Annotated in this window: 19 protein-coding genes; 8 read left to right on the top strand and 11 right to left on the bottom strand. The window is 48.8% G+C overall.

Annotation, left to right across the window (positions count from 1 at the left end; genetic code table 11):
- Both AC4MRN_RS05185 and cysS read right to left on the bottom strand, forming a co-directional pair.
- Nucleotides 1-1,324 (bottom strand): sensor histidine kinase (locus AC4MRN_RS05185; protein WP_491202682.1); only part of this gene is annotated, 1,324 nt, incomplete at its 3' end.
- 167 nt (nucleotides 1,325-1,491) lie between these two features.
- Nucleotides 1,492-2,868, bottom strand: coding sequence for a cysteine--tRNA ligase (gene cysS / locus AC4MRN_RS05180; RefSeq protein ID WP_491202681.1), 1,377 nt, complete (start codon nucleotides 2,866-2,868; stop codon nucleotides 1,492-1,494).
- Between the two features lie 167 nt (nucleotides 2,869-3,035).
- Between cysS and AC4MRN_RS05175 the strand changes: the two genes are divergently transcribed.
- The 7 genes from AC4MRN_RS05175 (at nucleotide 3,036) to AC4MRN_RS05145 (ending at nucleotide 10,503) form a co-directional block, all read left to right on the top strand.
- A complete protein-coding gene (locus tag AC4MRN_RS05175; RefSeq protein WP_073322148.1) occupies nucleotides 3,036-3,530 on the top strand; it encodes a peptidylprolyl isomerase in 495 nt (164 codons plus the stop codon).
- 70 nt (nucleotides 3,531-3,600) lie between these two features.
- Nucleotides 3,601-4,326 carry a UDP-2,3-diacylglucosamine diphosphatase gene (gene lpxH, locus AC4MRN_RS05170; protein WP_073322151.1) on the top strand — a complete coding sequence of 242 codons (726 nt, stop codon included), beginning with the start codon at nucleotides 3,601-3,603 and terminating at the stop codon, nucleotides 4,324-4,326.
- A gap of 228 nt (nucleotides 4,327-4,554) precedes the next feature.
- Entirely contained in the window at nucleotides 4,555-6,138 is a 1,584-nt protein-coding gene (locus AC4MRN_RS05165; protein ID WP_491202680.1) for an alkaline phosphatase, read from the top strand.
- 14 nt (nucleotides 6,139-6,152) lie between these two features.
- Complete coding sequence (locus AC4MRN_RS05160) at nucleotides 6,153-8,063, top strand: alkaline phosphatase (RefSeq protein ID WP_073322157.1); 1,911 nt, start codon at nucleotides 6,153-6,155, stop codon at nucleotides 8,061-8,063.
- Between the two features lie 114 nt (nucleotides 8,064-8,177).
- Nucleotides 8,178-8,885 carry a hypothetical protein gene (locus tag AC4MRN_RS05155; protein ID WP_491202679.1) on the top strand — a complete coding sequence of 236 codons (708 nt, stop codon included), beginning with the start codon at nucleotides 8,178-8,180 and terminating at the stop codon, nucleotides 8,883-8,885.
- A gap of 164 nt (nucleotides 8,886-9,049) precedes the next feature.
- On the top strand, nucleotides 9,050-9,703 hold the full coding sequence (locus AC4MRN_RS05150) for an OB-fold-containig protein (RefSeq protein WP_491202678.1): 654 nt from the start codon (nucleotides 9,050-9,052) through the stop codon (nucleotides 9,701-9,703).
- A gap of 77 nt (nucleotides 9,704-9,780) precedes the next feature.
- Nucleotides 9,781-10,503, top strand: a complete 723-nt coding sequence (locus tag AC4MRN_RS05145; protein WP_491202677.1) for a substrate-binding periplasmic protein — start codon at nucleotides 9,781-9,783, stop codon at nucleotides 10,501-10,503.
- A gap of 53 nt (nucleotides 10,504-10,556) precedes the next feature.
- Here the strand turns inward: AC4MRN_RS05145 and AC4MRN_RS05140 are convergent, their stop codons facing one another.
- Nucleotides 10,557-11,870 carry a methyl-accepting chemotaxis protein gene (locus AC4MRN_RS05140; RefSeq protein WP_073322169.1) on the bottom strand — a complete coding sequence of 438 codons (1,314 nt, stop codon included), beginning with the start codon at nucleotides 11,868-11,870 and terminating at the stop codon, nucleotides 10,557-10,559.
- Nucleotides 11,871-12,099: 229 nt separating this feature from the next.
- Nucleotides 12,100-12,873 carry a tRNA isopentenyl-2-thiomethyl-A-37 hydroxylase MiaE gene (miaE, locus tag AC4MRN_RS05135; protein ID WP_491202676.1) on the bottom strand — a complete coding sequence of 258 codons (774 nt, stop codon included), beginning with the start codon at nucleotides 12,871-12,873 and terminating at the stop codon, nucleotides 12,100-12,102.
- A 249-nt stretch (nucleotides 12,874-13,122) separates the two neighbouring features.
- Here miaE and AC4MRN_RS05130 point away from each other — a divergent pair, with 249 nt between their 5' ends.
- Entirely contained in the window at nucleotides 13,123-13,722 is a 600-nt protein-coding gene (locus tag AC4MRN_RS05130) for a Yip1 family protein (protein WP_073322172.1), read from the top strand.
- 82 nt (nucleotides 13,723-13,804) lie between these two features.
- On the opposite strand, the gene purF is transcribed toward AC4MRN_RS05130, so the two are convergent.
- From purF to AC4MRN_RS05095, 7 genes are all read right to left on the bottom strand, one after another.
- Nucleotides 13,805-15,325 carry an amidophosphoribosyltransferase gene (purF, locus tag AC4MRN_RS05125; RefSeq protein WP_491202675.1) on the bottom strand — a complete coding sequence of 507 codons (1,521 nt, stop codon included), beginning with the start codon at nucleotides 15,323-15,325 and terminating at the stop codon, nucleotides 13,805-13,807.
- A gap of 13 nt (nucleotides 15,326-15,338) precedes the next feature.
- Nucleotides 15,339-15,827, bottom strand: coding sequence for a CvpA family protein (locus tag AC4MRN_RS05120; RefSeq protein WP_073322178.1), 489 nt, complete (start codon nucleotides 15,825-15,827; stop codon nucleotides 15,339-15,341).
- A 392-nt stretch (nucleotides 15,828-16,219) separates the two neighbouring features.
- Nucleotides 16,220-16,819 (bottom strand): SPOR domain-containing protein, encoded by a 600-nt coding sequence (locus tag AC4MRN_RS05115; RefSeq protein WP_073322184.1) that lies wholly within the window; start codon nucleotides 16,817-16,819, stop codon nucleotides 16,220-16,222.
- 18 nt (nucleotides 16,820-16,837) lie between these two features.
- A complete protein-coding gene (folC, locus tag AC4MRN_RS05110; RefSeq protein ID WP_491202674.1) occupies nucleotides 16,838-18,082 on the bottom strand; it encodes a bifunctional tetrahydrofolate synthase/dihydrofolate synthase in 1,245 nt (414 codons plus the stop codon).
- Between the two features lie 19 nt (nucleotides 18,083-18,101).
- Nucleotides 18,102-18,947 (bottom strand): acetyl-CoA carboxylase, carboxyltransferase subunit beta, encoded by an 846-nt coding sequence (gene accD, locus AC4MRN_RS05105; protein ID WP_491202673.1) that lies wholly within the window; start codon nucleotides 18,945-18,947, stop codon nucleotides 18,102-18,104.
- A gap of 168 nt (nucleotides 18,948-19,115) precedes the next feature.
- Nucleotides 19,116-19,904: a tRNA pseudouridine(38-40) synthase TruA gene (gene truA, locus AC4MRN_RS05100; protein ID WP_155014462.1), complete on the bottom strand. Its 789-nt coding sequence runs from the start codon at nucleotides 19,902-19,904 to the stop codon at nucleotides 19,116-19,118.
- 102 nt (nucleotides 19,905-20,006) lie between these two features.
- Complete coding sequence (locus AC4MRN_RS05095) at nucleotides 20,007-21,413, bottom strand: M20/M25/M40 family metallo-hydrolase (RefSeq protein ID WP_370241519.1); 1,407 nt, start codon at nucleotides 21,411-21,413, stop codon at nucleotides 20,007-20,009.
- Between the last annotated feature and the right edge of the window lie 92 nt (nucleotides 21,414-21,505).

The raw sequence follows: 21,505 nt of genomic DNA, 5'->3' as shown, positions 1-21,505 counted from the left end.
CGGTTTTACCTGCAGACTTACGTGCAAACAGCTTGTACTGGGCCACAATGGTCGCCATTTTTTGAATCAGTTTAATGATTTCGTCAGTGGTTTCACCAAAGGCTTCGGTTTTGCCCTTGTTGATCATCAGGCGCAGCGTCTCACTATAAGTTCGAAGTGCCGTGAGCGGCTGATTGAGTTCATGATTGATACTGGCTGACATTTCACCAAGTAACGCCAGCTTGCCTGCCTGAATAAGCTCGTTTTGGGTTTCTTTTAATCGCTGCTCGGTCTTACGTTGCTTCTCTATGGTTTCGACCAGCGTGTTATTGGTTTGCTGAAGCTGTGCGGTGCGCTGTTCAACGCGATGTTCTAATTGTTCGTTAACCGCCGCTAACTGGCGCTGCGCAATAATGTTTCGACGCCATGACATACTCAGCAAGGCTACCAGTACAAACAGTACGGTGGCACCAATCAGGATCCATCCCATCAGCACATACACCTGATTCACCGGGGTAAGTGCGATGAGGTGCCAGCCCACCTGTGACATGGTTTTATCGGCTATCAAATAAGTGCGTTGCTGCATGTTATATTGCAGAGTCAGCGTATCCTGTTGCAATACGTCATCCAGCGAATCTTTTGGCGTCAATCGGGGGATTGGCCCAGTGCCGTACTGTTTCTGACGAATAATTTCGGCTTTCACTGCTGCAGGTAATGTTACCAGCGAACTGTAATTCCAGGGGGCGTGAGAGCTGTAAAACACGGCGCCGTGGTCGTCGGTAACCATAAGCTCGGAGTCGGCGCTGGCGTTATAATCTTCAATGACCGACAGCGCGACCTTTACCACCAGCGCGCCAATGATTTTTGTTTGTTGGTGAACCGGAAACGAAAAATAATAGCCCCGTTTACCTGAAACCGTGCCAAGGGCGAAGTAGCTACCTTCCTGTCCGCTGATCGCCTGCTGAAAATAGGGGCGAAAACCGTAGTCGTTGCCAACAAAACTGTCGGTTTCATCCCAGTTGCTCGACGCCAGCGTTACGCCTTGTTGCGACAACAGGTACACGGCATCACTGTTTAGCGAGGCATTGTAGGATTGCAGCAGTAAGTTACCCCGTTGAATGTTCTCCTGACTTTGGGTTGTTAGCAAGTCACTGATTGCCGGGTGCAGAACCAACACTCTGGGGAGCGTGCGGTACTTGTCGAGCTCAATGTCGAGACGGCTCGCCACATCCTGAATATCCTGTTCAGCACTTTCCTTCACAGCCTCTGTCACCTGGGTATAGGCGAGCAGCCCGACCACCATCAGGTAACACAAAAACAGCACAAAAGTGATAACGCGGAACATAGGACTCCTTAGAACAGGCAGTCTTTATATACCGTTAACAAAAAGAACACAAATACGACTTAATACCGATTATGAACTATTCAGGCGAGTGATTAAGGGCTGAAACGGGCATAAAAAAACGCCTGCAAGTTACTTTGCAGGCGTTTAATAAAGAACAAAAATAAAGTTTACTGACGACGCCAGGTGGTGCCCTGAGCACCATCTTCCAACACAATACCCATGGCCGTAAGTTTGTCGCGAGCCGCATCGGCAGCGCCCCAATCTTTGGCAGCGCGAGCATCATTTCGGGCTTTGATCAGCGCTTCAATTTCAGCCGCGTCATCATCGCCACCTGATTGTAAAAACGCCTCAGGGTCACGCTGTAAAAATCCAAGAATACCGCCGATCCCCTTCAAAACAGCCGCCAACTTGCCGGCTTCTTCGGCGTTGTCTTTTTGCTTGTTCAGGTCGCGAGCAAGGTCGAATAACACCGAATAGGCTTCCGGAACATTCAGATCATCGTTCATCGCCGCTTCGAATCGCGCCAGGTAACCGCCGTAACTTAAGTCAGTCACACTGTTCACATCGACACCGCGCAATGCCGTGTACAAACGCTCCAATGCCGACTTGGCCTGGTCGATGTTGTCCTGCGAGTAACTCAACTGACTGCGATAGTGAGCCGACATCAGGAAGAAACGCAAAATCTCTGCATCGTGTTCAGCCAGTACGTCCCGCAGCGTAAAGAAGTTGCCCAGCGACTTGGACATTTTCTCGTCGTTTACCTGCACCATGCCCGTGTGCATCCAGGTATTTACATACGGCGTATCGAACGCACAGCAGCTTTGTGCCACTTCGTTTTCATGGTGAGGGAAAATCAAATCTGAACCACCGCCGTGGATATCAAAATGCTCACCCAGGTGTTTATGGTTCATTGCGCTACATTCGATATGCCAGCCCGGCCGTCCTTCACCCCAGGGAGATGTCCAGCTTGGCTCCCCTGGCTTTGCGGTTTTCCACAGCACAAAGTCCAGCGGATCGTCTTTGCCCTGCGCGACTTCCACACGGGCACCGGCCTGCAACTGCTCAAGGTTCTGGCGGCTTAACTTGCCATAGTCATTGTATTTACTGACATCGAACAACACATCGCCGCTGTCCGCCTGATAAGCGAAGCCTTTATCGATCAGGCGTTGAATAACGTCGATAATTTCGCTCATATGACCGGTAACGCGAGGCTCTACATCGGGCTCAAGTAAATTCAGCGCCGCAAAATCCTCGTGCATCATCCCAATCGTGCGTTCAGTCAGTGCTTCAGCCGATTCATTATTGGCATTGGCACGCGCAATAATTTTATCGTCCACGTCGGTAATGTTACGAACGTATTTCACATCGAAGTTTAAGTGGCGCAGGTAGCGCACCAACACATCAAAGCTCAAATACGTTCGGGCGTGGCCCATGTGAGACAGGTCGTACACAGTTATGCCGCACACATATAATCCCACCTTCCCTTCAACCAGCGGCTGGAAGCGCTCTTTCTGACGGGTTTTGGTGTTAAACAGCTGCAACATAACGGTAGATTCCTCAATATCCTGAAATTGGTGCCGAAGTTTAGCACTGTCGTGAGGCAGTTGCTACGCTTTAACGGGGCGGGCGTGGATAAGGTCTTTTAGCCTCGCGTCAATTGGGCTACTATTGCAAACACTGATTCAGCGACACAACAATAAGGTTAACTACTATGGTGACGTTAAAAACAAATCACGGCGACATTACCCTGGAATTATTTGCCGACAAAGCACCTAAAACCGTTGAAAACTTCTTATCTTACGTAAAAGACGGCTTCTACGACGGTACCATTTTCCACCGCGTAATCGACGGTTTTATGATTCAGGGCGGCGGTATGACGCCGGATATGGAACAGAAAACCACCAAGGATCCTATTGAAAACGAAGCCAACAACGGCGTTGCGAATGCTGCAGGCACCATTGCCATGGCCCGTACTAACGATCCGCACTCAGCTACCGCGCAGTTCTTCATTAACGTGAAGGACAATGATTTCCTTAACTTCAGCAGCGAGTCTATGAACGGTTGGGGTTACTGCGTATTTGGTAAAGTGACCGCTGGTATGGACGTAGTAGAAAAAATCAAAAATGTGAAAACTGGCAACTATGGTTATCACCAGGATGTGCCGGTTGAAGCAGTAGTCATTGAAAATGCGGTCGTCAGCGAATAAGATGCTCGCCCATTGAATAGTGTAAGGGAGTCCAATGGCTCCCTTTTTAATGCCAACAGACTGATTTTGCATGCCATTTACCTACTTCATTGCTGACATCCACTTAAGTGCAGAACGCGAGGACATAACCCGGTGTTTACTGGAGTTTCTCGCCAGTGATGCCGTTCAGGCAGAGGCACTTTATGTGTTGGGTGACTTGTTTGAATTTTGGTTAGGCGATGACGATGTTACCCCGCTGTCAGAGCAAATCGCCGCGGCATTCAACACGCTGTCCCAGTCTATCCCTGTGTATTTTATCCACGGCAATCGCGATTTCGCCATTCGTCAGGGCTGGGCGAACAAGGCGGGTATGACACTGTTGCCCGAACAACATGTAATCGACTTATACGGCGAACCAACGTTGATCATGCACGGTGACGAGTTGTGTACACTGGATGTGGAATACCAGAAGTTTCGCAAGAAAGCCCGTGGATGGTGGTGGCCACGACTAGTGGGCTCCCTGCCCCTTTGGTTACGACGTAAACTGGCCGAACGTGGCAGAAAAACCAGTCAGAAAAATCAGCAAAAGCTCACGGCTGAGATCATGGATGTCACACCTGAAGAAGTTGAAAAGGTGATGCAGAAACACAATGTTGCCAGACTGATTCATGGTCACACCCATCGCCCCAATATCCATTCGCTTACCGTTAACAATAAACCTGCGCACCGCATTGTGCTGGGCGACTGGTACACCCAGGGCAGCGTATTACGCGTCAGTGCCGTCGACGTGAGCCTGGAAAAACGCCAGTTCAATTAACGCCCTCTGTCATAAATCTGACAAGCTTCAGTAAGATTTCTGCAAGCAAAACTTCACAATGTTATAAATTAACATTCATAAAACCCCACTAGGCTACTTGCATTCGGATGCCAGACCAAGGTACTGATTTGCAATCACATCTACCTGTGCATTTCCGATGTATCTCGTTTAAGCAGCAACTAAGCTGCAAAACATAAAAAATTAAAAGTCACTATTGGGAATATCACAATGAAACTGAACTGGAAACTCACTGCCAGTGCTGTTGCAATGGCTGTATCTTCAGGGCTACATGCTGATGTTCTGCCCTCACACCAGGCAGAAAGTGCGTGGTTTACTGACGCGCAATCGAAAATCGAACAGAAGCTCGAAGTAAACAACAAGTTCAAAGCAAAAAACGTTATCTTATTTGTAGGCGACGGCATGGGCGTTTCAACCCTAACTGCAGCGCGAATTCTGAAAGGCCAGAATGCTGGCGAGTTGGGTGAAGAAGGCTACCTGACGTTTGAAGAGTTTCCTCACTCTGCGCTGGTGAAAACCTACAACGTTGATGCGCAAACACCCGATTCAGCGGGTACCATGACGGCCATGATGTCTGGCCTTAAAACCGACGTGGGTGTCATTGGTGTTGATGAAGACATCGAACGTGGCAACTGCGCCACTGTTGCTGGTAACGAAGTCGTTACCGCATTAGAGCTGGCTGAAATTAAAGGCTTGTCTACCGGTGTAATTTCAACTGCCCGTATTACGCACGCAACGCCTGCTGCGACTTACGCCAAATCCGCTGACCGTAACTGGGAAGACGTTTCGGATATGCCAGAAGACGCTATTACTGCTGGCTGTACTGATATTGCCGACCAGTTGGTAAACTTTGAAAGCAACCTTGAAGCGCGTTTTTCAGGTATCGACGTTGACGGTATCGAAGTCGTTATGGGTGGCGGACGCCGTCACTTCCTGCCGAAAGACGAAGCATTCAACAGTGCTGATGCAGTGAGCAGTGTTGAAGGCGACCGTACAGATGACCGTGACCTGACCAGTGAATGGCAGCAAATGTACGAAAACGGGGTATACGTTATCGATCAGGCGGGTTTTGACGCGATTGATACTGAAACCACAGAACGCGTGTTTGGTTTGTTTAACGAATCACACATGCAATACGAAGCTGACCGCACCAATGACATTGCGGGTGAGCCTTCCGTTGCCGAGATGACCGAAAAAGCCATCAATATTCTGGATAACAACGACAAAGGCTTCTTCCTGATGGTTGAGTCTGGTCGTATTGACCATGGTCACCACGCTGGCAGCGCGTATAACGCCCTTACCGATACACTGGCCTTCGAAGCTGCGGTTAAAGCCGCTTATGAAAACACCAACCCGGAAGAAACCCTGATTTTGGTCACCGCTGACCACAGCCACGTATTTACCATTGCAGGTTATCCAAAACGCGGTAACCCGATTCTGGGTAAAGTGGTCAACGTCGGTTCAAACGAGCCAGCTACTGCCGCTGACGATATGCCGTACACCACATTAGGCTACACCAACGGTTTAGGTCATCAGAATCTTGGTACCGAAACAGACGCCGATGCGGTTTATGCCTACGATGCGAATACTGGCCGGGTTGACCTCACCAACATTGATACCACCGCTTCAGGTTATCACCAGGAAGCATTAATTCCACTGGGCTCTGAAACCCACGCGGGTGAAGACATCTCTTTGCATGCAACCGGCCCTGGCAGTCAGTTGGTACAAGGTGTTGTAGAGCAAAACGTGGTATTCCACCTGATTAATCAGGCTTTGGATCTGGTAGAAGAATAAGCGGAGTTATAACCATGAATTTATTTAAACTAAGTGTTGTTGCCGCTGCCGTAATCGGTTTAAGCGCATGTTCATTAGACGGTGACGATGGTCAGGATGGAGCAAATGGCGTAGATGGCGCTGACGGTGTATCCAGCCTGGTAGTGCAAACCCAACTGGCTGTCGGCGACGCCAACTGCCCTAACAGCGGTGTTCAAATCGACTCTGGATTAGACAGCGATGGTGATGGTGCCCTGTCTTCATCTGAAATCAGTTCAACCAGTTACGTCTGTGTTCCACCGGCCTCTTCAGTAGACTCTTCAGAATTGCTGACCTCGTTAAACAATGACTGGTTTGTTGAAGCCGCTGCGGAAGTAGAAGCCAATAAAACCGTATGGCTGGAAGCAACCGGCGCGCTGTCGACCAACAGCCTGAACAGCAACAATGTGGTGGTTACCAGCAAGGCTGACCTGGAACGCACAGTCACGTCACTGCGCGGACAAGCAAAGAACATCATCTTGTTCATCGGTGACGGCATGGGTATTTCAACTGTGACGGCCGCTCGTATCCTTGATGGTCAGATGAAAGGCCTGGACGGTGAAGAGAACAAGCTGAGCTTCGACCAGTTCCCGTTTGCCGGTTTATCTAAAACCTATAACGTTGATGCACAAACACCAGATTCAGCCGGTACCATGACAGCGATGATGTCGGGCCTTAAAACCGACGTGGGTGTCATTGGTGTTGATGAAGACATCGTGCGTGGCGACTGTTCAACCGTTGCGGGTAATGAATTGGTTACTGCACTGGAACTGGCGGAAATCGCGGGTAAATCTACCGGTGTCATCGCTACTGCCCGTATTACCCACGCAACCCCGGCTGCCACTTATGCCAAATCTGCTGACCGCAACTGGGAAGATATCTCAGATATGCCGGCTGAAGCGGTAGAAGCAGGCTGCAAAGATATCGCCGACCAGTTAGTTAACTTCGAGGCGAATCTGGAAGCCCGTTATGACGGTCTGGACGTGGACGGTATTGAAGTCGTAATGGGTGGCGGTCGTCGTCACTTCCTGCCTAAAGATGCCAGTTTCAACAGCCCGGATGCAGTAAGTGCCGTTGAAGGTGACCGCACTGATGGTCGTGATCTGACAGCAGAATGGGCAGCCATGTATACTTCGGGTACCTACGTATTCGACCAGGCTGGTTTTGACGCTATCGACACGGAAACCACCAGCAAAGTGTTTGGTTTGTTCAACGAGTCACATATGCAGTACGAAGCGGATCGCGCAAACGATGTGGCGGGTGAACCATCACTGTCAGAAATGACCGAAAAAGCCATTCAGGTGCTGGACAACAACAACGATGGCTTCTTCCTTGTTGTAGAGTCTGGTCGTATCGACCACGGTCACCACGCAGGCAGTGCATACAATGCCCTGACTGACACAATTGAGTTTGCCAATGCAGTAGCAGCCGCTGACGCAATGACCAGCGATGACGATACGCTCATCATTGTAACCGCTGACCACAGCCACGTATTTACCATTGCGGGTTATCCGAAGCGCGGTAATCCAATTCTGGGTAAAGTCGTTAACGTGGGTTCAGACGAGCCAGCGACTGCGGCTGACGACCTACCCTACACTACCCTGGGTTACACCAATGGTTTAGGCTTCCGCAACTTAGGCGACGAAACTGATGCAGACGCTACGTATGCCCTTGCAGAAAGTACTGGCCGTCAGGACCTGACTGATGTTGACACCACCGCCTCGGGTTACCACCAGGAAGCCCTGGTACCTCTGGGTTCCGAAACCCACGCCGGTGAAGATGTTGGTATTTATGCCAAAGGCCCTGGCGCCTGGTTAGTGAATGGCACCAATGAACAAAGCGTGATTTTCCATGTTATGGATTACGCGGGTGACATCATCAACCAAGCTGAGCAGGCCATGGAATAATCCAGCGCTAAGTAACAAACAAGGGTTGTCGCTTAGCGGCGACCCTTTTTGCGTAGTTAACGACGCATCCCATAAGTAAATTAGAGACAAATGATGTACAAAGCACTTGTTTTAATGACTACCCTTGGCCTGACTACCAACGCGGCAATTGCCAATACTTGTGAAAGCCAGTCCGCCACACTTCAGGCAGAATATAAAATCCATACTCACTCGGCCAACAGTGACAAGACCAAATTACTCAACTTATGGAGACAACCTAACGTGGTTGCCCATGAGTATCCGCAAACCCGGATCACCGAAACCTGGGAACATGTGCAGCAACGCCTGATAAAACCCACGCGCTACTTTGATGCGCATAACCGCGCGATTGAATATCAACCTGGCGAGTCGGTGCACGGCAAAACGGAAACCAGCTGGAGCTATCGCAATCAACTGTTCAGTGACAGCCTGCTTGCCAGTATGGAGCCAGGTAAAACGGTCGGCGAAGGTTGTGAGCGAAGCCAGACATATACATTAACGAAAGGCGACGCTACCTGGACCCTGATTTGGCTCCCGGAGTTACATATAGCCCGTTCATTTAAGGTACTCTCACCGTCACAGACCGTGGAATGGACACTCACCAAACTCAGTTTTGACCCGGCACCTATTGACGCGTTCTTCGCCAAACGTTTTACCTATCAGACAACAGATTTTGCTGATATTGGTGACGATCACACCGATCCGTTCTTGACGAAAATGGTGCATCAGGGCTTTATCGAGAAAGGCGCTTCCGGCTACTACAATACCGATGGCGAGGCGATTGGCAGTGGTCACCACCATTGAGATAAATTGGGGTATTACAGACGGTTTATACCACCGTCTGTAAAAACATACCTATTGCCAACCTTTCGCCGCTGGCGAGATGCAAAATATGTGTTATAAAAATGTAGGTAACACGCTGCGTTATAGCAGCACATCACTAACACCGTGCATCAAGGAAGGTGATAATGGCGGTTTGGTTGCTCTCTCCAGAGAACTTTTTGTATGGATCTATTCTGATCATCCTCTTCGTGGTCATGCTCTTCGAGTGCGTAGGGTTATTGTGTAAAACCGATCTATTTGGTTTATTTGATCAACACCAGTTTGGCCTGCTGTCTTCAAAACACCCTCCTCCGGAACATTTAACATCTTACTGGTATTCAGTTTCAGGTAGCGGCTGGCTATTGCTCTTTTTGTTTCTTTTTAGTCTACAGGGACTGGTTTATCAGTTCGGATTCCGTCGCTATGCCGACGTTATGGTCTCGGAGTTCTGGATATTCGCTGTGAGCGGCGCGTTGAGTATTACCATAGTGAGCGCGCTATTCTTTCGACTTCAATTTGTTATGCGTAAAGCTCTGGCCGCACAGACCAATTCAACACTAACCTCTACGGAACAGCACGAATTGTCTGGTGCGGTAGCACAAATCATAACTGCCGCGGAAGCGAATAATACAATGGCGGACGCCATTGTATTGGATCATCAAAAACATGAAAAACGAGTGAAAGTGAAACCACTTGAGTCCAGTGAGACGTTCAATGCCGGGGATAAGGTCATCTTAATTCATCAGGGGATGAGTTGTTGGCTCGCATCACGCCGTAAAGACACTCCTAAATTAAACTAATGACTATTCGAAAAATGACCCGCTAAGCACTACAATGAAAAGGCTAAATAGTATTCTTAACCAGTGCCAGGGTTACTTTGTTTCGACTTCAAATTGTACTCATTGTAAGTACACTCTTTTCTGCGAGTTTATTCGCAAATCAGCAAGTGGATTGCGTAACTACGCACTATCCGCCATATACTGTATTTACCGAGGACGAACCGCCAACTGGCCGCGACATTGGATTACTGCGGGCGTTGTCAAAAGCAATGAATTGGGATATCGAATTTATTGATATCCCCTGGGGGCGACTTAAACGCTCTATTCATACCGAGCCATTTCAGTGTTATTTCTCATTGGCAAATATTGAAGATCGCAGCGAGTATTTGCAATTTTCAAAGATACCGCTTCACACAACACAATATGCCTTGTTTTACCGTTCAGGTATCCCGGAAAAGCAACTGCACAACTGGACCAGCTTGCGTATTGGCGGTATGCGTGGGATCAGGATTTCTGAGAAGTTTATTGCCGAATACAATATTGAACCCAAGGATCTTGTCTACCTGGACTCCAATGAGAGTTTGGTAGACATGCTGAAACTGGGGCGGATCGATGGGTTTGTTACGAACCGTGTAGTAGGAAATATGCTAACCCGGCATGAACAAGCTATCGATTCGTTTGTGATCTCGTCGCTGGACGTACCGGTTTTTCTCGCTATCGACAAGTCCATGCAGGTTGATATGGAAAAGGTGGACGCTGTCTTAAACGACCTGATACAGGCGCAACAAAAAGTGATGGCCAGTAACGAAACAGCGCACTGACCATTACCTGGTCAGCGCGCCGTCTTTGCAAAGATGGGCGTAAAAGGACGCGATTAGTGTTGAGTCAGCTGCGACACTGCGCCTACTACCAGCTCTGCCCCATCCTGAATTTCCTGTATAACCGCCTGTGTGTCTTTCAGTTGTTGTAATGCTTCCATTGCGCTCTTTCTGCTGGCATTAATGGAGTCAACCGCCGCTTCAGCCAACTGACTGTTTTCAGCTACCACGTTAACAATTTCATCTGTCGATTTGGTTGTTCTGAATGCAAGCTCGCGAACTTCATCAGCAACAACGGCAAATCCTCGTCCCTGATCTCCGGCCCGGGCAGCTTCAATGGCAGCGTTCAATGCCAGTAAGTTTGTTTGATCAGCAATGCCGCCAATAGCCTGAATAATTTTACTGATTTCCTGAGACTGCTTGTTCAAGGCATCAATACTTTCAGATGCTTGCGACATTTTGTCTACCAGCGCCGACATCATATCGCCTGTTGACTGCATTAACGCGTGTCCACGTGTTGAGCTGTCTCCGGTTTGACGAGAAGTTTCATATGCCATATCTGCCGCTTCCGCAACACGACGTTCCTGCATTACCTGTTCGGTTATATCGCTGGCAAATTTCACACAACGGGTCAGTTCTCCGTATGCATTAAAAATAGGGTTGTACGAACCTTCCAGCCAAATTTCGCGGCCTTGTTTGTCGAGGCGCTTATAGCGCGAAACAAAGAACTCACCGCTCTTGAGTCGTTTCCAGAAGTCTGCATACTGTGCGCTCTCCGCCTCTTCACGGGTACAGAACATGCGATGGTGCTTCCCTCTGACTTCATCCAACGAATAGCCCATGGTTTTACAGAAATTCTCATTCGCGTCCAGCACAATACCGTCGATTGTGAACTCAATCACAGCCGTGGAGCGTTTAATGGCTTTGATCATGTTTTCATTTAAACGGGAAGAGTTGATGGTACGCGTGAGGTTGCTGGCAAATAAATCGATGGAGAAAACATTGCCGTTGGGGTCACGAATGGGCTGCATAATCACCCTCAACCAAAGATGTTCAGCAGTACCGTTGTCTATTTCAACCGCGCCAGACCAGTGCAATTGCTCTGTGATTGCTCGTTGTAACTGCTTAAAGTGCTCGGTATTTCGCGCTTTCGGCGGGACTAAGTCAACGAACGGAATACCTTTAAGCGTGTGTTCTGGTAATCCGGTTTCACTCGTGAACAACTCGTTTGCGTCGGTTAACTCACCTTTCGGATTCATCGACACATGCAGCATTTCACTGCTAACACTATCGAAGATCTGTTTAAAGGTAGACAGTTCCCCAGACACTTTTTGCAGCTTGTCGGCAAGCGCCTTGCTTTTTGAAAACATTTAATCGCTCCATCGATAATACAGGGTAAGAGGTATCCTAATTATCGCTATTATTATCTTGTTTGCGTGCTAATGACAAGGATGTCATAGACTTAATTAAATGTTGCCATGAATTATCTGCATTTTAAAGCAAGACTTCAAAAAAATTTATATTTATTAGTTATTTACAATATAACGTAAAGCCCCGATTGAGCTTCAGGGCAAACAGAAAGGACACTGGCGCATCAAATCAAACGGGACAGCCACTGTGGAATTTAAAATCCTGATCGGGCGACGATATCAAATCGGATTCAATGCCTCTGAAGAACGCAACGCGGTCTGATATATCTTTACCAGCTATCTCTTCAGCCAGTGTCAGATAATCCTGATAATGACGCGCTTCTGAGCGTAATAAAGAGATATAAAAGTCACCGAGAGGTTTATCTACGTGAGGGGCCAGCACAGCAAAACGTTCGCAGGAACGCGCTTCAATGAACGCACCACAAATCAGCTTATCGATCAGCGCGGCCGGTTCGTGAGTTTTTACGTGTTGAAGTAAGCCTCTTGCATAGCGGCTTGAGCTGATGGTGTCGTAGGTAATACCATAACCTTCCATGATTTCCAGTACCTGATAAAAATGATGTAGTTCTTCTTTTATCAACAATACCATTTTGTCGATCAGGTCCTGACCATAAGGCGTACCCGATTTCGGTATCATGGATTTAGTCAGCTTTTCGTGATTCGCCAGCGCTTTCCAGTCGCCCACCTTGCGATAGGTAAAATCTTCAAACGGCTTTAACCAGGCCAACAACGCGTCTCCACTTTCCTTGTCTACCGCATAACGACGGATCAAAAACATAGCGGATTGCGCGGCCTTGAGCTCACATACCAGATGATCAAGCAGCACGGTTGACAGGTTTTCAGGTTTAGCAGCCTCAATAACCCAGGCTTCGGGGGTTTCACAGCCTAAAAATGCGTGGATGGGGGCTAGTAACTGTTGCAACGGAATCTCTCTGAACGGCATTCACTTTCTGCGTGAAGTTTATCACAGGAACGAGGTGGTTCTAAGTAGCGAAATACGGAGCTCTGACACTTTGTGGTACCACCTTATTTACGTCGAAAATACACACGAAATTCACGCAGATCATTTTTTAACCAAAACTATTGACTTAAATTTGTACTTAGATGAGACTAAATGTAACAATTATGTTAACCAGTTAACATAATAATAAATAATAAGTGGTAACAGCAGACCAACCAGCCGGGAGGCATTATGATCCTAAATCACTTGTGGGGTATTTACACCCACCCTAAAGAAGAATGGGAAACCATTGACCAACGTCACGAAAGCTACTTTTACGCACTCAGTCACATCGCCGTTATTGCCCTGATCCCTGCCATTATTGGCTATTACTCCGCTGCGCACCTGGGTTGGAGTATTGGTGCAGGCGAAATTATTAAACTGACACAGCAAAGTGCGATGACCATGAGCATCGCCATGTATTTCGGTCTGATTGCTGGTGTAGTGTTACTGGCTATTTTAATTCATGAGCTTGCCAATGCATTCGATGCCGCGCCAACTTACACGCAATCGCTTGAACTGGCAGCTTATACTGCTACGCCTCTGTTCATGGTCGGCTTTGCCGGTTTGTATCCTGAGCTCTGGTTTATCATGGCTGTGGGGTTAGTTGGCTTGTCTTATTCAGTGTATCTGTTGTACTCAGGCGTGCCAATTCTGATGCACATCCCGGAAGAGAAAGGTTTTATCTACTCCAGCTCAGTGGTAACCTGCGGTCTGGTTCTGCTGGTCATTCTGATGGCGAGCACCGTGATCCTTTGGAGTATGGGACTCGGGCCAATCTATATGCATTGATGCGCATCTACGATTTTTGCAAACTGCATTAAAAAAGCCGTACTGAGTACGGCTTTTTTTGGGGCTGGCAATTTATCCTGGATTACGAATCCATGTTATGCATTTCCAGGTTCGACAATTCTGCTTGCACTACTGGTGCCTGGCGCGCTTTTTCGCTACGCGCTACGTCAATGCGTTCCAGGTAAGACTGGTCAACATCACCGGTAATGTAATTTCCGTCAAAGACAGATGTCTCAAAGCGTTTAATTTGCTGATTCTCGTGCTGTACCGCATCAACTAGGTCCTGAATGTCCTGGAAGATAAGACCGTCAGCCTGGATCAGGTCAGAAATCTGGTCGATTTCACGCCCGTATGCAATCAGTTCATTGGCCGATGGCATATCGATGCCGTACACGTTCGGGAAGCGAATCTCAGGCGCAGCTGATGCAAAGTAAACTTTCTTGGCACCAGACTCACGTGCCATTTCAATAATTTGCCCTGACGTAGTACCACGCACAATAGAGTCATCGACCAACAGTACGTTCTTGCCTTTAAATTCAGAAGAAATGGCGTTTAGTTTGCGACGCACCGATTTCTTACGCATAGTCTGCCCAGGCATGATGAATGTACGACCGATATAACGGTTTTTCACGAAGCCCTGACGGTACGGCAAATCAAGGGTATTGGCGATTTGTAGCGCGATATCCATTGACGTTTCCGGGATTGGGATCACAACATCAATATCCAAGTCCGCCCATTCACGAGCAATCTTTTCACCCAGCTTTTTACCCATGTTTACACGTGACGCATATACCGAAATACCGTCGATAAACGAGTCCGGGCGTGCAAAGTAAACAAACTCAAAGATACACGGTGATGTTACCGGGTTTTCTGCGCATTGTTGCGTAAACAGTTCGCCCTGCTCGGTAACAAATACAGCTTCACCCGGCGCCACGTCGCGAATAAATTTAAAGCCGACGGCGTCCAGAGCAACACTTTCAGAAGCCACCATGTATTCGTCACCCATTTCAGTCACTCGCTTGCCCAGCGCTAACGGACGAATACCGTGGGGGTCACGAAACGCGACCATGCCCAAACCGATTATGGCAGCCGCAACCGCATAAGCACCGCTGATTTTCTGGTGAACTTTGGTTACTACATCAAAGATGTCTTTTGGTGATACCGACAAACCTGTCGTTTTAATTTGCAGCTCGTGGGCAAAAATGTTCAACAGGATTTCGGAGTCAGACGTGGTGTTCACATGACGACGTGCGTTACGTGCCACTTCTTCCTGCAATGTATGGGCATTGGTAAGGTTACCGTTATGTGCAAACGCAATACCAAACGGCGAGTTTACGTAAAATGGCTGAGCTTCCGCTGAGCTTGATGAGCCCGCAGTGGGATAACGGCAGTGACCGATACCCATGTTACCCGTCAAACGTTTCATATGACGTGTGTGAAACACGTCTCTAACCAATCCATTGTCTTTACGCAGATTGAACACACCGTTATCGATGGTCATGATGCCTGCTGCATCCTGGCCACGATGCTGTAGCACGGTTAAACAGTCATACAACGACTGGGCGACCGGTGTTTTACCAACAATTCCGACAATACCACACATTCAGGTTACCTATTTAAGCGGGAGTTAAAAAACTGGAGCTGTCTTTTACGTAGCTAAAAAACCACTCAATAATGACTGCAAATTCTGGCACCAATACCGACTCTTCCCACCATGTGGACGATGCGGATGGCGTAAAGGTATCCAGAAAGAATAATAGCGCACTTGCGATGAGAATGCCGCGTAATCCACCGAAAACAGCGCCGAGCGCACGGTCGGTTCCCGACAAGCCGGTAGCTTGAACCAACTGGCCAATTACGTGATTCACCAATGCGCCAAGGATCAAAGTGACCACAAAGAGCACGGCAATAGCGGCACCGTTGCGAATAAGTTCATCGTTTATTTTGGTGAAGTACACCGCGAGGTCGGCGTAAAACTGGCTGGCGATAAAGAGCGCGGCAAACCATACCGCTAAAGAGATAGCTTCTTTGACAAAGCCACGCATCAAACTGATCACAGTTGATAGCGCAATTACAGCAATTATTGCGTAATCCAGCCAATTCATCGTCGATATCTTACCTAGTAAGCGTTGCCCTGGGGTAATAATCCACAGCACACCGCGTCGAATTCGCGCGCATTCTACCAGAAGTCAGAATGATTACCAGTGCAGGAATTTTACTCAGCAACAATGTCGGTTGTAGAACCTCTACTATACCGGATTTTATTCAGTTTTTATAAACACTTATTTGGGCCTGTAGATCTTCACTGTTCACTTTTGCAACAGCCCAAAGGGGTCGTTATGAAAGCATTTTACTCTTTGTCACAGCCCTTTGACGTAGAACAACTATGCCTTCAGGGCTGTTTCGCGATTAAAATGCTTTCATTTAGACCAAAAGCTGTACAGCAAAGACCTACAGGCCCTAAAAATAAACCCGGTGAATACCGGGTTTAATATCCTTAGCTGTTTACGCTAAATGTCGTGACTTTGCCCTTCAGACCGGTCAATTCCTGCAGATGAGGAATGGCCGTCTCAAGTGTACTCTTATCCAGATTCGGTCCAACAAAGACTTTAGTCAACGGGCCGGAACTGGTGACAATGGGTTTACTGAACGCGCGGTAACCTGCATCTTCTAACTTATCCAGCAACTGCTTTACGTTTTTCTGATGACGAAAGCTACCTAACTGAATGACCCAGCTGTTGCCAGTACTGGCTTCGTCGGGGGCTTCAACTACGGTTTGTCGTGCCAGATCATCATTACCCGCTGAACTGACTTCGGCCGTGACGGTTTCATCTGGTGTGGCTACCTGAGGTTCAGGTTCGTCGTCCAGTGCGGGCTCGTTAACAATTTCTATGGGGCGTTGCGTAGCGGAGGCAACACGCTCTGCGGGAAACGGTTCAGGGTTCACAATGGGCTTTTGATTAGGGGCAGGTGGCACATTCACGAATACGTCCTGATTACTGGTTTTCTTGCCATCCAGCATATCAGGCAAAAAGATGACAGCCACTGCCACCAGTATCACGGTACCCACTAATCTGTTTTGTAACGCTGACGCCACTACTGCCTCACCCTGTCGTTATTTTAGTGTATTGTGCGGTAACGCTAAAATATCTGCAACAGTATGAAACGATCCAACCACTAAAATTAGTGCATCATCAGCCGCCTTGCTTCGTGCGGCATGAAATGCGTCTACAACGTGAGCAAATTGCTGTTGAGACTGTCCGGCTGGAACCGCATTGCCTAATACCTCGGCGGAAAGTCCTCGCGGCCCTTCTGTAGAAGCCAGATACCAATTTGGCTGAAAGTTTTCGAATGGCGCAAGTGAAGGGGCTAACGCTTTATCCTTGAGCATGGCAATGACAATGTGCAAGGACGAAAAGGACTGCTTGCTCAGCCAGGCCGCCAGTGACTCGGTTGCCTGAGGGTTGTGGCCCACGTCAAGGTAGGTGTTTGGCTGGGTAGCAATAAGCTGCCTGCGTCCGGGCAAACGTGTTTTGGCCACCACTTCGGCGATAGCAGTGTCGTCGAAGTGGTATCCAAGGTGATGCAGACTGGCAAATGCCGTTGCCACGTTGTTTGCCGGAATAACGGTATCTGGCAAACGGATTTTTCGACCGTCCGGATGCATAAGCAGTAAGCCCTGCTCTACTTCTTCAATCGCGAACTGTTTGCCCTGCCACAGCGCATTAGCCTGCTTTTCTTTCACCGCCTCAACCAAAGTGACGGGCGGCTCGGGCTCACCAATAACCACATTACCCGCGTCGCGGATAATACCGGCTTTTTCGGTGGCAATTTTCTCACGGGTATCACCCAGCCAATCCTGATGATCAAGTCCAATACTGGTGATCACCGCAATGTCATTATCAACAATATTCGTTGCGTCCAGGCGCCCGCCCAGGCCAACTTCTAAGATCACAACATCGAGATTTGCCTGCATCAGCATTAGCATGCCTGCCAACGTGCCAAATTCGAAATACGTCAGGCTGGTTTCACCGCGAGCTACCTCTACCTGTTCAAATGCGCGGCAAAATGCCGCTTCGGCAGGTAAGTCACCGTTTACGCGAACACGTTCACGGTAATCCAGTAAATGAGGGGAACTGTAAACACCTACAGACTGACCATTGCGCAGCAGCGCTTGTTCCATAAGTGCACAGGTTGAGCCTTTACCGTTGGTACCACCAACAATAATGACCCGGGAATCAAAGTGAATCTGCAGCGCGTTAGCGACCTGTTTTACTCTATCCAACCCCATATCAATCGTTGTTGGATGAATAGACTCCAGGTACGCTAACCACTGTGAAAGGGAGCGTTGAATTGTCATTGAATAGCGGCTCTGCCTGCTAGTCCGGACGGTGCAGTTTGCTTAATACACTGTGTAATTTGTCACGCATATCGCGGCGATCCACAATCATGTCGATGGCGCCTTTTTCAAGCAGGAATTCACTGCGCTGGAAGCCTTCCGGCAGCTTTTCGCGCACGGCCTGCTCGATGACACGAGGACCAGCGAAGCCGATAAGCGCTTTAGGCTCGGCAACATTGATGTCGCCTAACATTGCCAGACTCGCCGATACACCACCCATGGTAGGATCGGTCAGCACTGAGATATACGGCAGGCCCTTTTCGCTCAGCTTCGCTAAAGCAGCTGATGTCTTCGCCATCTGCATTAACGACAGAAGCGCCTCCTGCATACGCGCACCACCACTGGCTGAGAAACAAATCAGCGGACAGTTGTTCTGGATTGCAGCATTCACTGCAGCAACAAAGCGCGCACCAACAACCGATGCCATTGAACCACCCATGAACGCAAATTCAAAACTGGCCACGACAACTGGCATACCTTTCAATTTGCCCTGCATAACAATCAGGGCGTCTTTTTCGTTGGTGGATTTTTGTGCCGCAGTAATGCGGTCTTTATAACGCTTGGAGTCTTTAAACTTCAGGATGTCCTGCGGCTCCAAATCTGAAGCTAGCTCTTTGCGGTCGCCCTGATCTAAAAACGCATCCAAACGTTTACGCGCGTTGATGCGCATGTGATTGTCACACTTGGGACACACTTCCAGCAGTTTATCCAGCTCTTGCTTGTACAGCACAGCCTGACAACTGGTGCATTTGGTCCAGATCCCCTCAGGTACATTACCTTTGGTAGACGTTTGTGTTTTGGGAAGAATTTTTTGAATCCAGCTCATGCCAGAGATTTCCTTTTTTATGCCCGTCACTGCTACGCTTTTTACTGATTTTTAGTGCCAGCCGTCACAGGATTGGTGAATTTTTAACAACTATCGGTTTTACCGAATTATGGCGACATATTAGAGCATATTCAACGCAATAGCGAAAAGTAAAACTGGTCTAAGAAGTTAGTCTGGCAGGAATAACGGACCAAGTGGCTGCTCGGGTAAACCAAACGCGTCAGGATAATCCACTTTTACCAGATACAGACCATTTGGCTTCGCAGTTGCCGCAGATAGCGTACGATCGCGACCAGCCAGCAATGTTGCTATCCAGTCAACCGGCTGATGCCCCGATCCAATCTCGACCAGCGAACCAACAATGTTGCGTACCATATGGTGGAGAAACGCATTGGCACTGATATCGACGACCACAAAGGCCCCATGGCGCGACACCGTGACATTGGTAACGTTGCGAAACGGCGTTTTAGACTGGCATAGGGCAGCGCGAAACGCACTGAAGTCCTGTTCACCCAATAAAGCTTGTGCTGCTTCATGCATAAGCTGCTCATTCAGAGGGCGGTGTATGTGTGTAATACCCTGCTCTAAAATGGCCGGACGCATTTTGTGATTGTAGATGACGTAGCGATAGCGTCGGCCCGTGGCGGAAAAACGCGCATTAAAGTCGTCGGATACATGCACACACCACTTCACCGCCACCGACGAGGGTAAATTAGCATTGACGCCCATAGTCCAGGCTTTGAGCGGACGTACCGCATCACAGTCAAAATGCACAACCTGACCTGTTGCATGCACACCGGCATCGGTGCGACCAGCGCACTGCACTTCTATTGGTGTATTGGCCACCGTCGATAAGGCTTTTTCCAAATGTTCCTGAACACTCGGCACTTCACGCTGGCGTTGCCAGCCGTAATGTTGTGCGCCGTCATATTCAATACCTAGTGCAATTCGAGTCATGTGTGTACAGCAATTATTAAACGGGGGCGTAAGTGTATTATAAGGCGGTAGAAGGGGCAATTTTGCAGGGAAGAAAAGCCCTTCCCTGCGGGTTTTATGTGGTTATTTTCTGAAATCCGTATCGCTGCTTGTCGCAAAATAGGCAAACAGCGTGTAAATCGCGGTATTCACCTTCAGTGCATCCTGGTCTACTTTGTCCAGCGTGTCGTTTTCGGTGTGGTGAAAATCAAAGTAATCCAGACCATCGGGCGCAAAGTTCACCGCCGGTTGGCCCGCTTTACCCAGTAGACTCATGTCGGACTGACCTTTGGCCGTATTAGTGGTGGCCAGGGCAACGCCCATCGGTGCGATATATTCCGCAAAATCACGTATGGCATTCAACGCCGTTGGCCCCACGCCAGGCTCCATTTTATAAATTTCGCCATTGCCGAAGTCCCACTCAGCGCCCATGACATGCTGCGACATGTCGTCAGCGTGGCGCTTCACATAATCTTCTGCGCCCACCAGTCCAATTTCTTCTGCGGCGAAGAGTATTACGCGCAGTGTACGAGCCGGACGCTCAGGCAATTCGGCAATATAATGCCCTGCCGCCATGATAATCCCCATGCCAATGCCGTCATCAACAGCGCCGGTACCCACATCCCAACTGTCGATGTGCGCGCCGAGCGTAACATACTCGTTGGGCTTCGTGCTGCCTGTAACGTCGCCAATTACATTGGCAATGGTCACGGTTTTCCCTGTAGGGCCGCTAGCATTGGTGGTAATCGTAAACGACACGGGTTGGTTGCGTGTAAACATGTTTTCCAGCAAGTCGGCATCCGGATTAGAAATAGCTACCGCAGGAATTTTAGGATGCTTTTCATCGTATCGCATTACCCCAGTGTGGCCGATACGGTCGGTGTCTGTACCCACAGAGCGCATCAAGAAGGCCACAGCGCCTTTGCTTGCCGCTGCAGAAGCACCTGCCACACGGGCGCCAACAGCTTTTCCATAACCGTGGCCGTCGATATGACGTTCCATTTTGTACCCGACGTACGCAATTTTACCCTTCAGGCTACCTGCCGGGGCAGCTTGCAACTCAGCAAGATCCGCGAAATGCACCACCTCTGCGGTTAAGGGCTTGCCGTCGGTACCCACACTGCCACCCAGCGCCAGCCCGACGACTTTATGAGGAAATGGCGCGGTAATTTGCAAGGTTAGGTCGCCGCGTTGCCACAGCTGAGCCTGACTTTCCTCAATCCAGACTTTGTCGAAGCCCAGTGTTTTGAGCTTGTTAACAGCCCATGTTGTAGCGAGATCAGCGCCGGGTGTTCCCACCATACGTGACCCGACTTCTGTAGTCAGGGACTCAATCAACGAATAAGACAGCGTATCTTGCTTTACTTCGGTCTTTATTGCGTCCATTACGGAAATCTGCTTTTCACTCAATGCCGCAAAGCTACTTGCTGAAAAGAGCACGCCTGCCATTCCCAACAGTGCCGCTGCCAGTGGCCGTTTCATTGTTTTCATTTTTGTCATTTACCTTATGCGAAGTTAGCGTTAGCGCGTCAGCATAGTGGTATCAGATCCCGCAAAGAAAACAAAGTATCCGTCGACAACTT

The organism is Marisediminitalea sp. (genome assembly GCF_984433645.1).
The sequence above is the reverse complement of the archived record's forward strand: the minus strand, read 5'-3'. Positions and strand labels throughout refer to the sequence as shown.

Bases quoted from the DNA above. Each gene is read 5' to 3' on its own strand.
- AC4MRN_RS05155 (WP_491202679.1), top strand. From the start codon at position 8,178: ATGACTACCCTTGGCCTGACTACCAACGCGGCAATTGCCAATACTTGT.
- AC4MRN_RS05160 (WP_073322157.1), top strand. From the start codon at position 6,153: ATGAATTTATTTAAACTAAGTGTTGTTGCCGCTGCCGTAATCGGTTTA.
- miaE (WP_491202676.1), bottom strand. From the start codon at position 12,873: ATGCCGTTCAGAGAGATTCCGTTGCAACAGTTACTAGCCCCCATCCAC.
- accD (WP_491202673.1), bottom strand. From the start codon at position 18,947: ATGAGCTGGATTCAAAAAATTCTTCCCAAAACACAAACGTCTACCAAA.
- AC4MRN_RS05165 (WP_491202680.1), top strand. From the start codon at position 4,555: ATGAAACTGAACTGGAAACTCACTGCCAGTGCTGTTGCAATGGCTGTA.
- folC (WP_491202674.1), bottom strand. From the start codon at position 18,082: ATGACAATTCAACGCTCCCTTTCACAGTGGTTAGCGTACCTGGAGTCT.
- AC4MRN_RS05150 (WP_491202678.1), top strand. From the start codon at position 9,050: ATGGCGGTTTGGTTGCTCTCTCCAGAGAACTTTTTGTATGGATCTATT.
- lpxH (WP_073322151.1), top strand. From the start codon at position 3,601: ATGCCATTTACCTACTTCATTGCTGACATCCACTTAAGTGCAGAACGC.
- purF (WP_491202675.1), bottom strand. From the start codon at position 15,325: ATGTGTGGTATTGTCGGAATTGTTGGTAAAACACCGGTCGCCCAGTCG.
- cysS (WP_491202681.1), bottom strand. From the start codon at position 2,868: ATGTTGCAGCTGTTTAACACCAAAACCCGTCAGAAAGAGCGCTTCCAG.
- AC4MRN_RS05130 (WP_073322172.1), top strand. From the start codon at position 13,123: ATGATCCTAAATCACTTGTGGGGTATTTACACCCACCCTAAAGAAGAA.
- truA (WP_155014462.1), bottom strand. From the start codon at position 19,904: ATGACTCGAATTGCACTAGGTATTGAATATGACGGCGCACAACATTAC.
- AC4MRN_RS05140 (WP_073322169.1), bottom strand. From the start codon at position 11,870: ATGTTTTCAAAAAGCAAGGCGCTTGCCGACAAGCTGCAAAAAGTGTCT.
- AC4MRN_RS05095 (WP_370241519.1), bottom strand. From the start codon at position 21,413: ATGAAAACAATGAAACGGCCACTGGCAGCGGCACTGTTGGGAATGGCA.
- AC4MRN_RS05175 (WP_073322148.1), top strand. From the start codon at position 3,036: ATGGTGACGTTAAAAACAAATCACGGCGACATTACCCTGGAATTATTT.
- AC4MRN_RS05120 (WP_073322178.1), bottom strand. From the start codon at position 15,827: ATGAATTGGCTGGATTACGCAATAATTGCTGTAATTGCGCTATCAACT.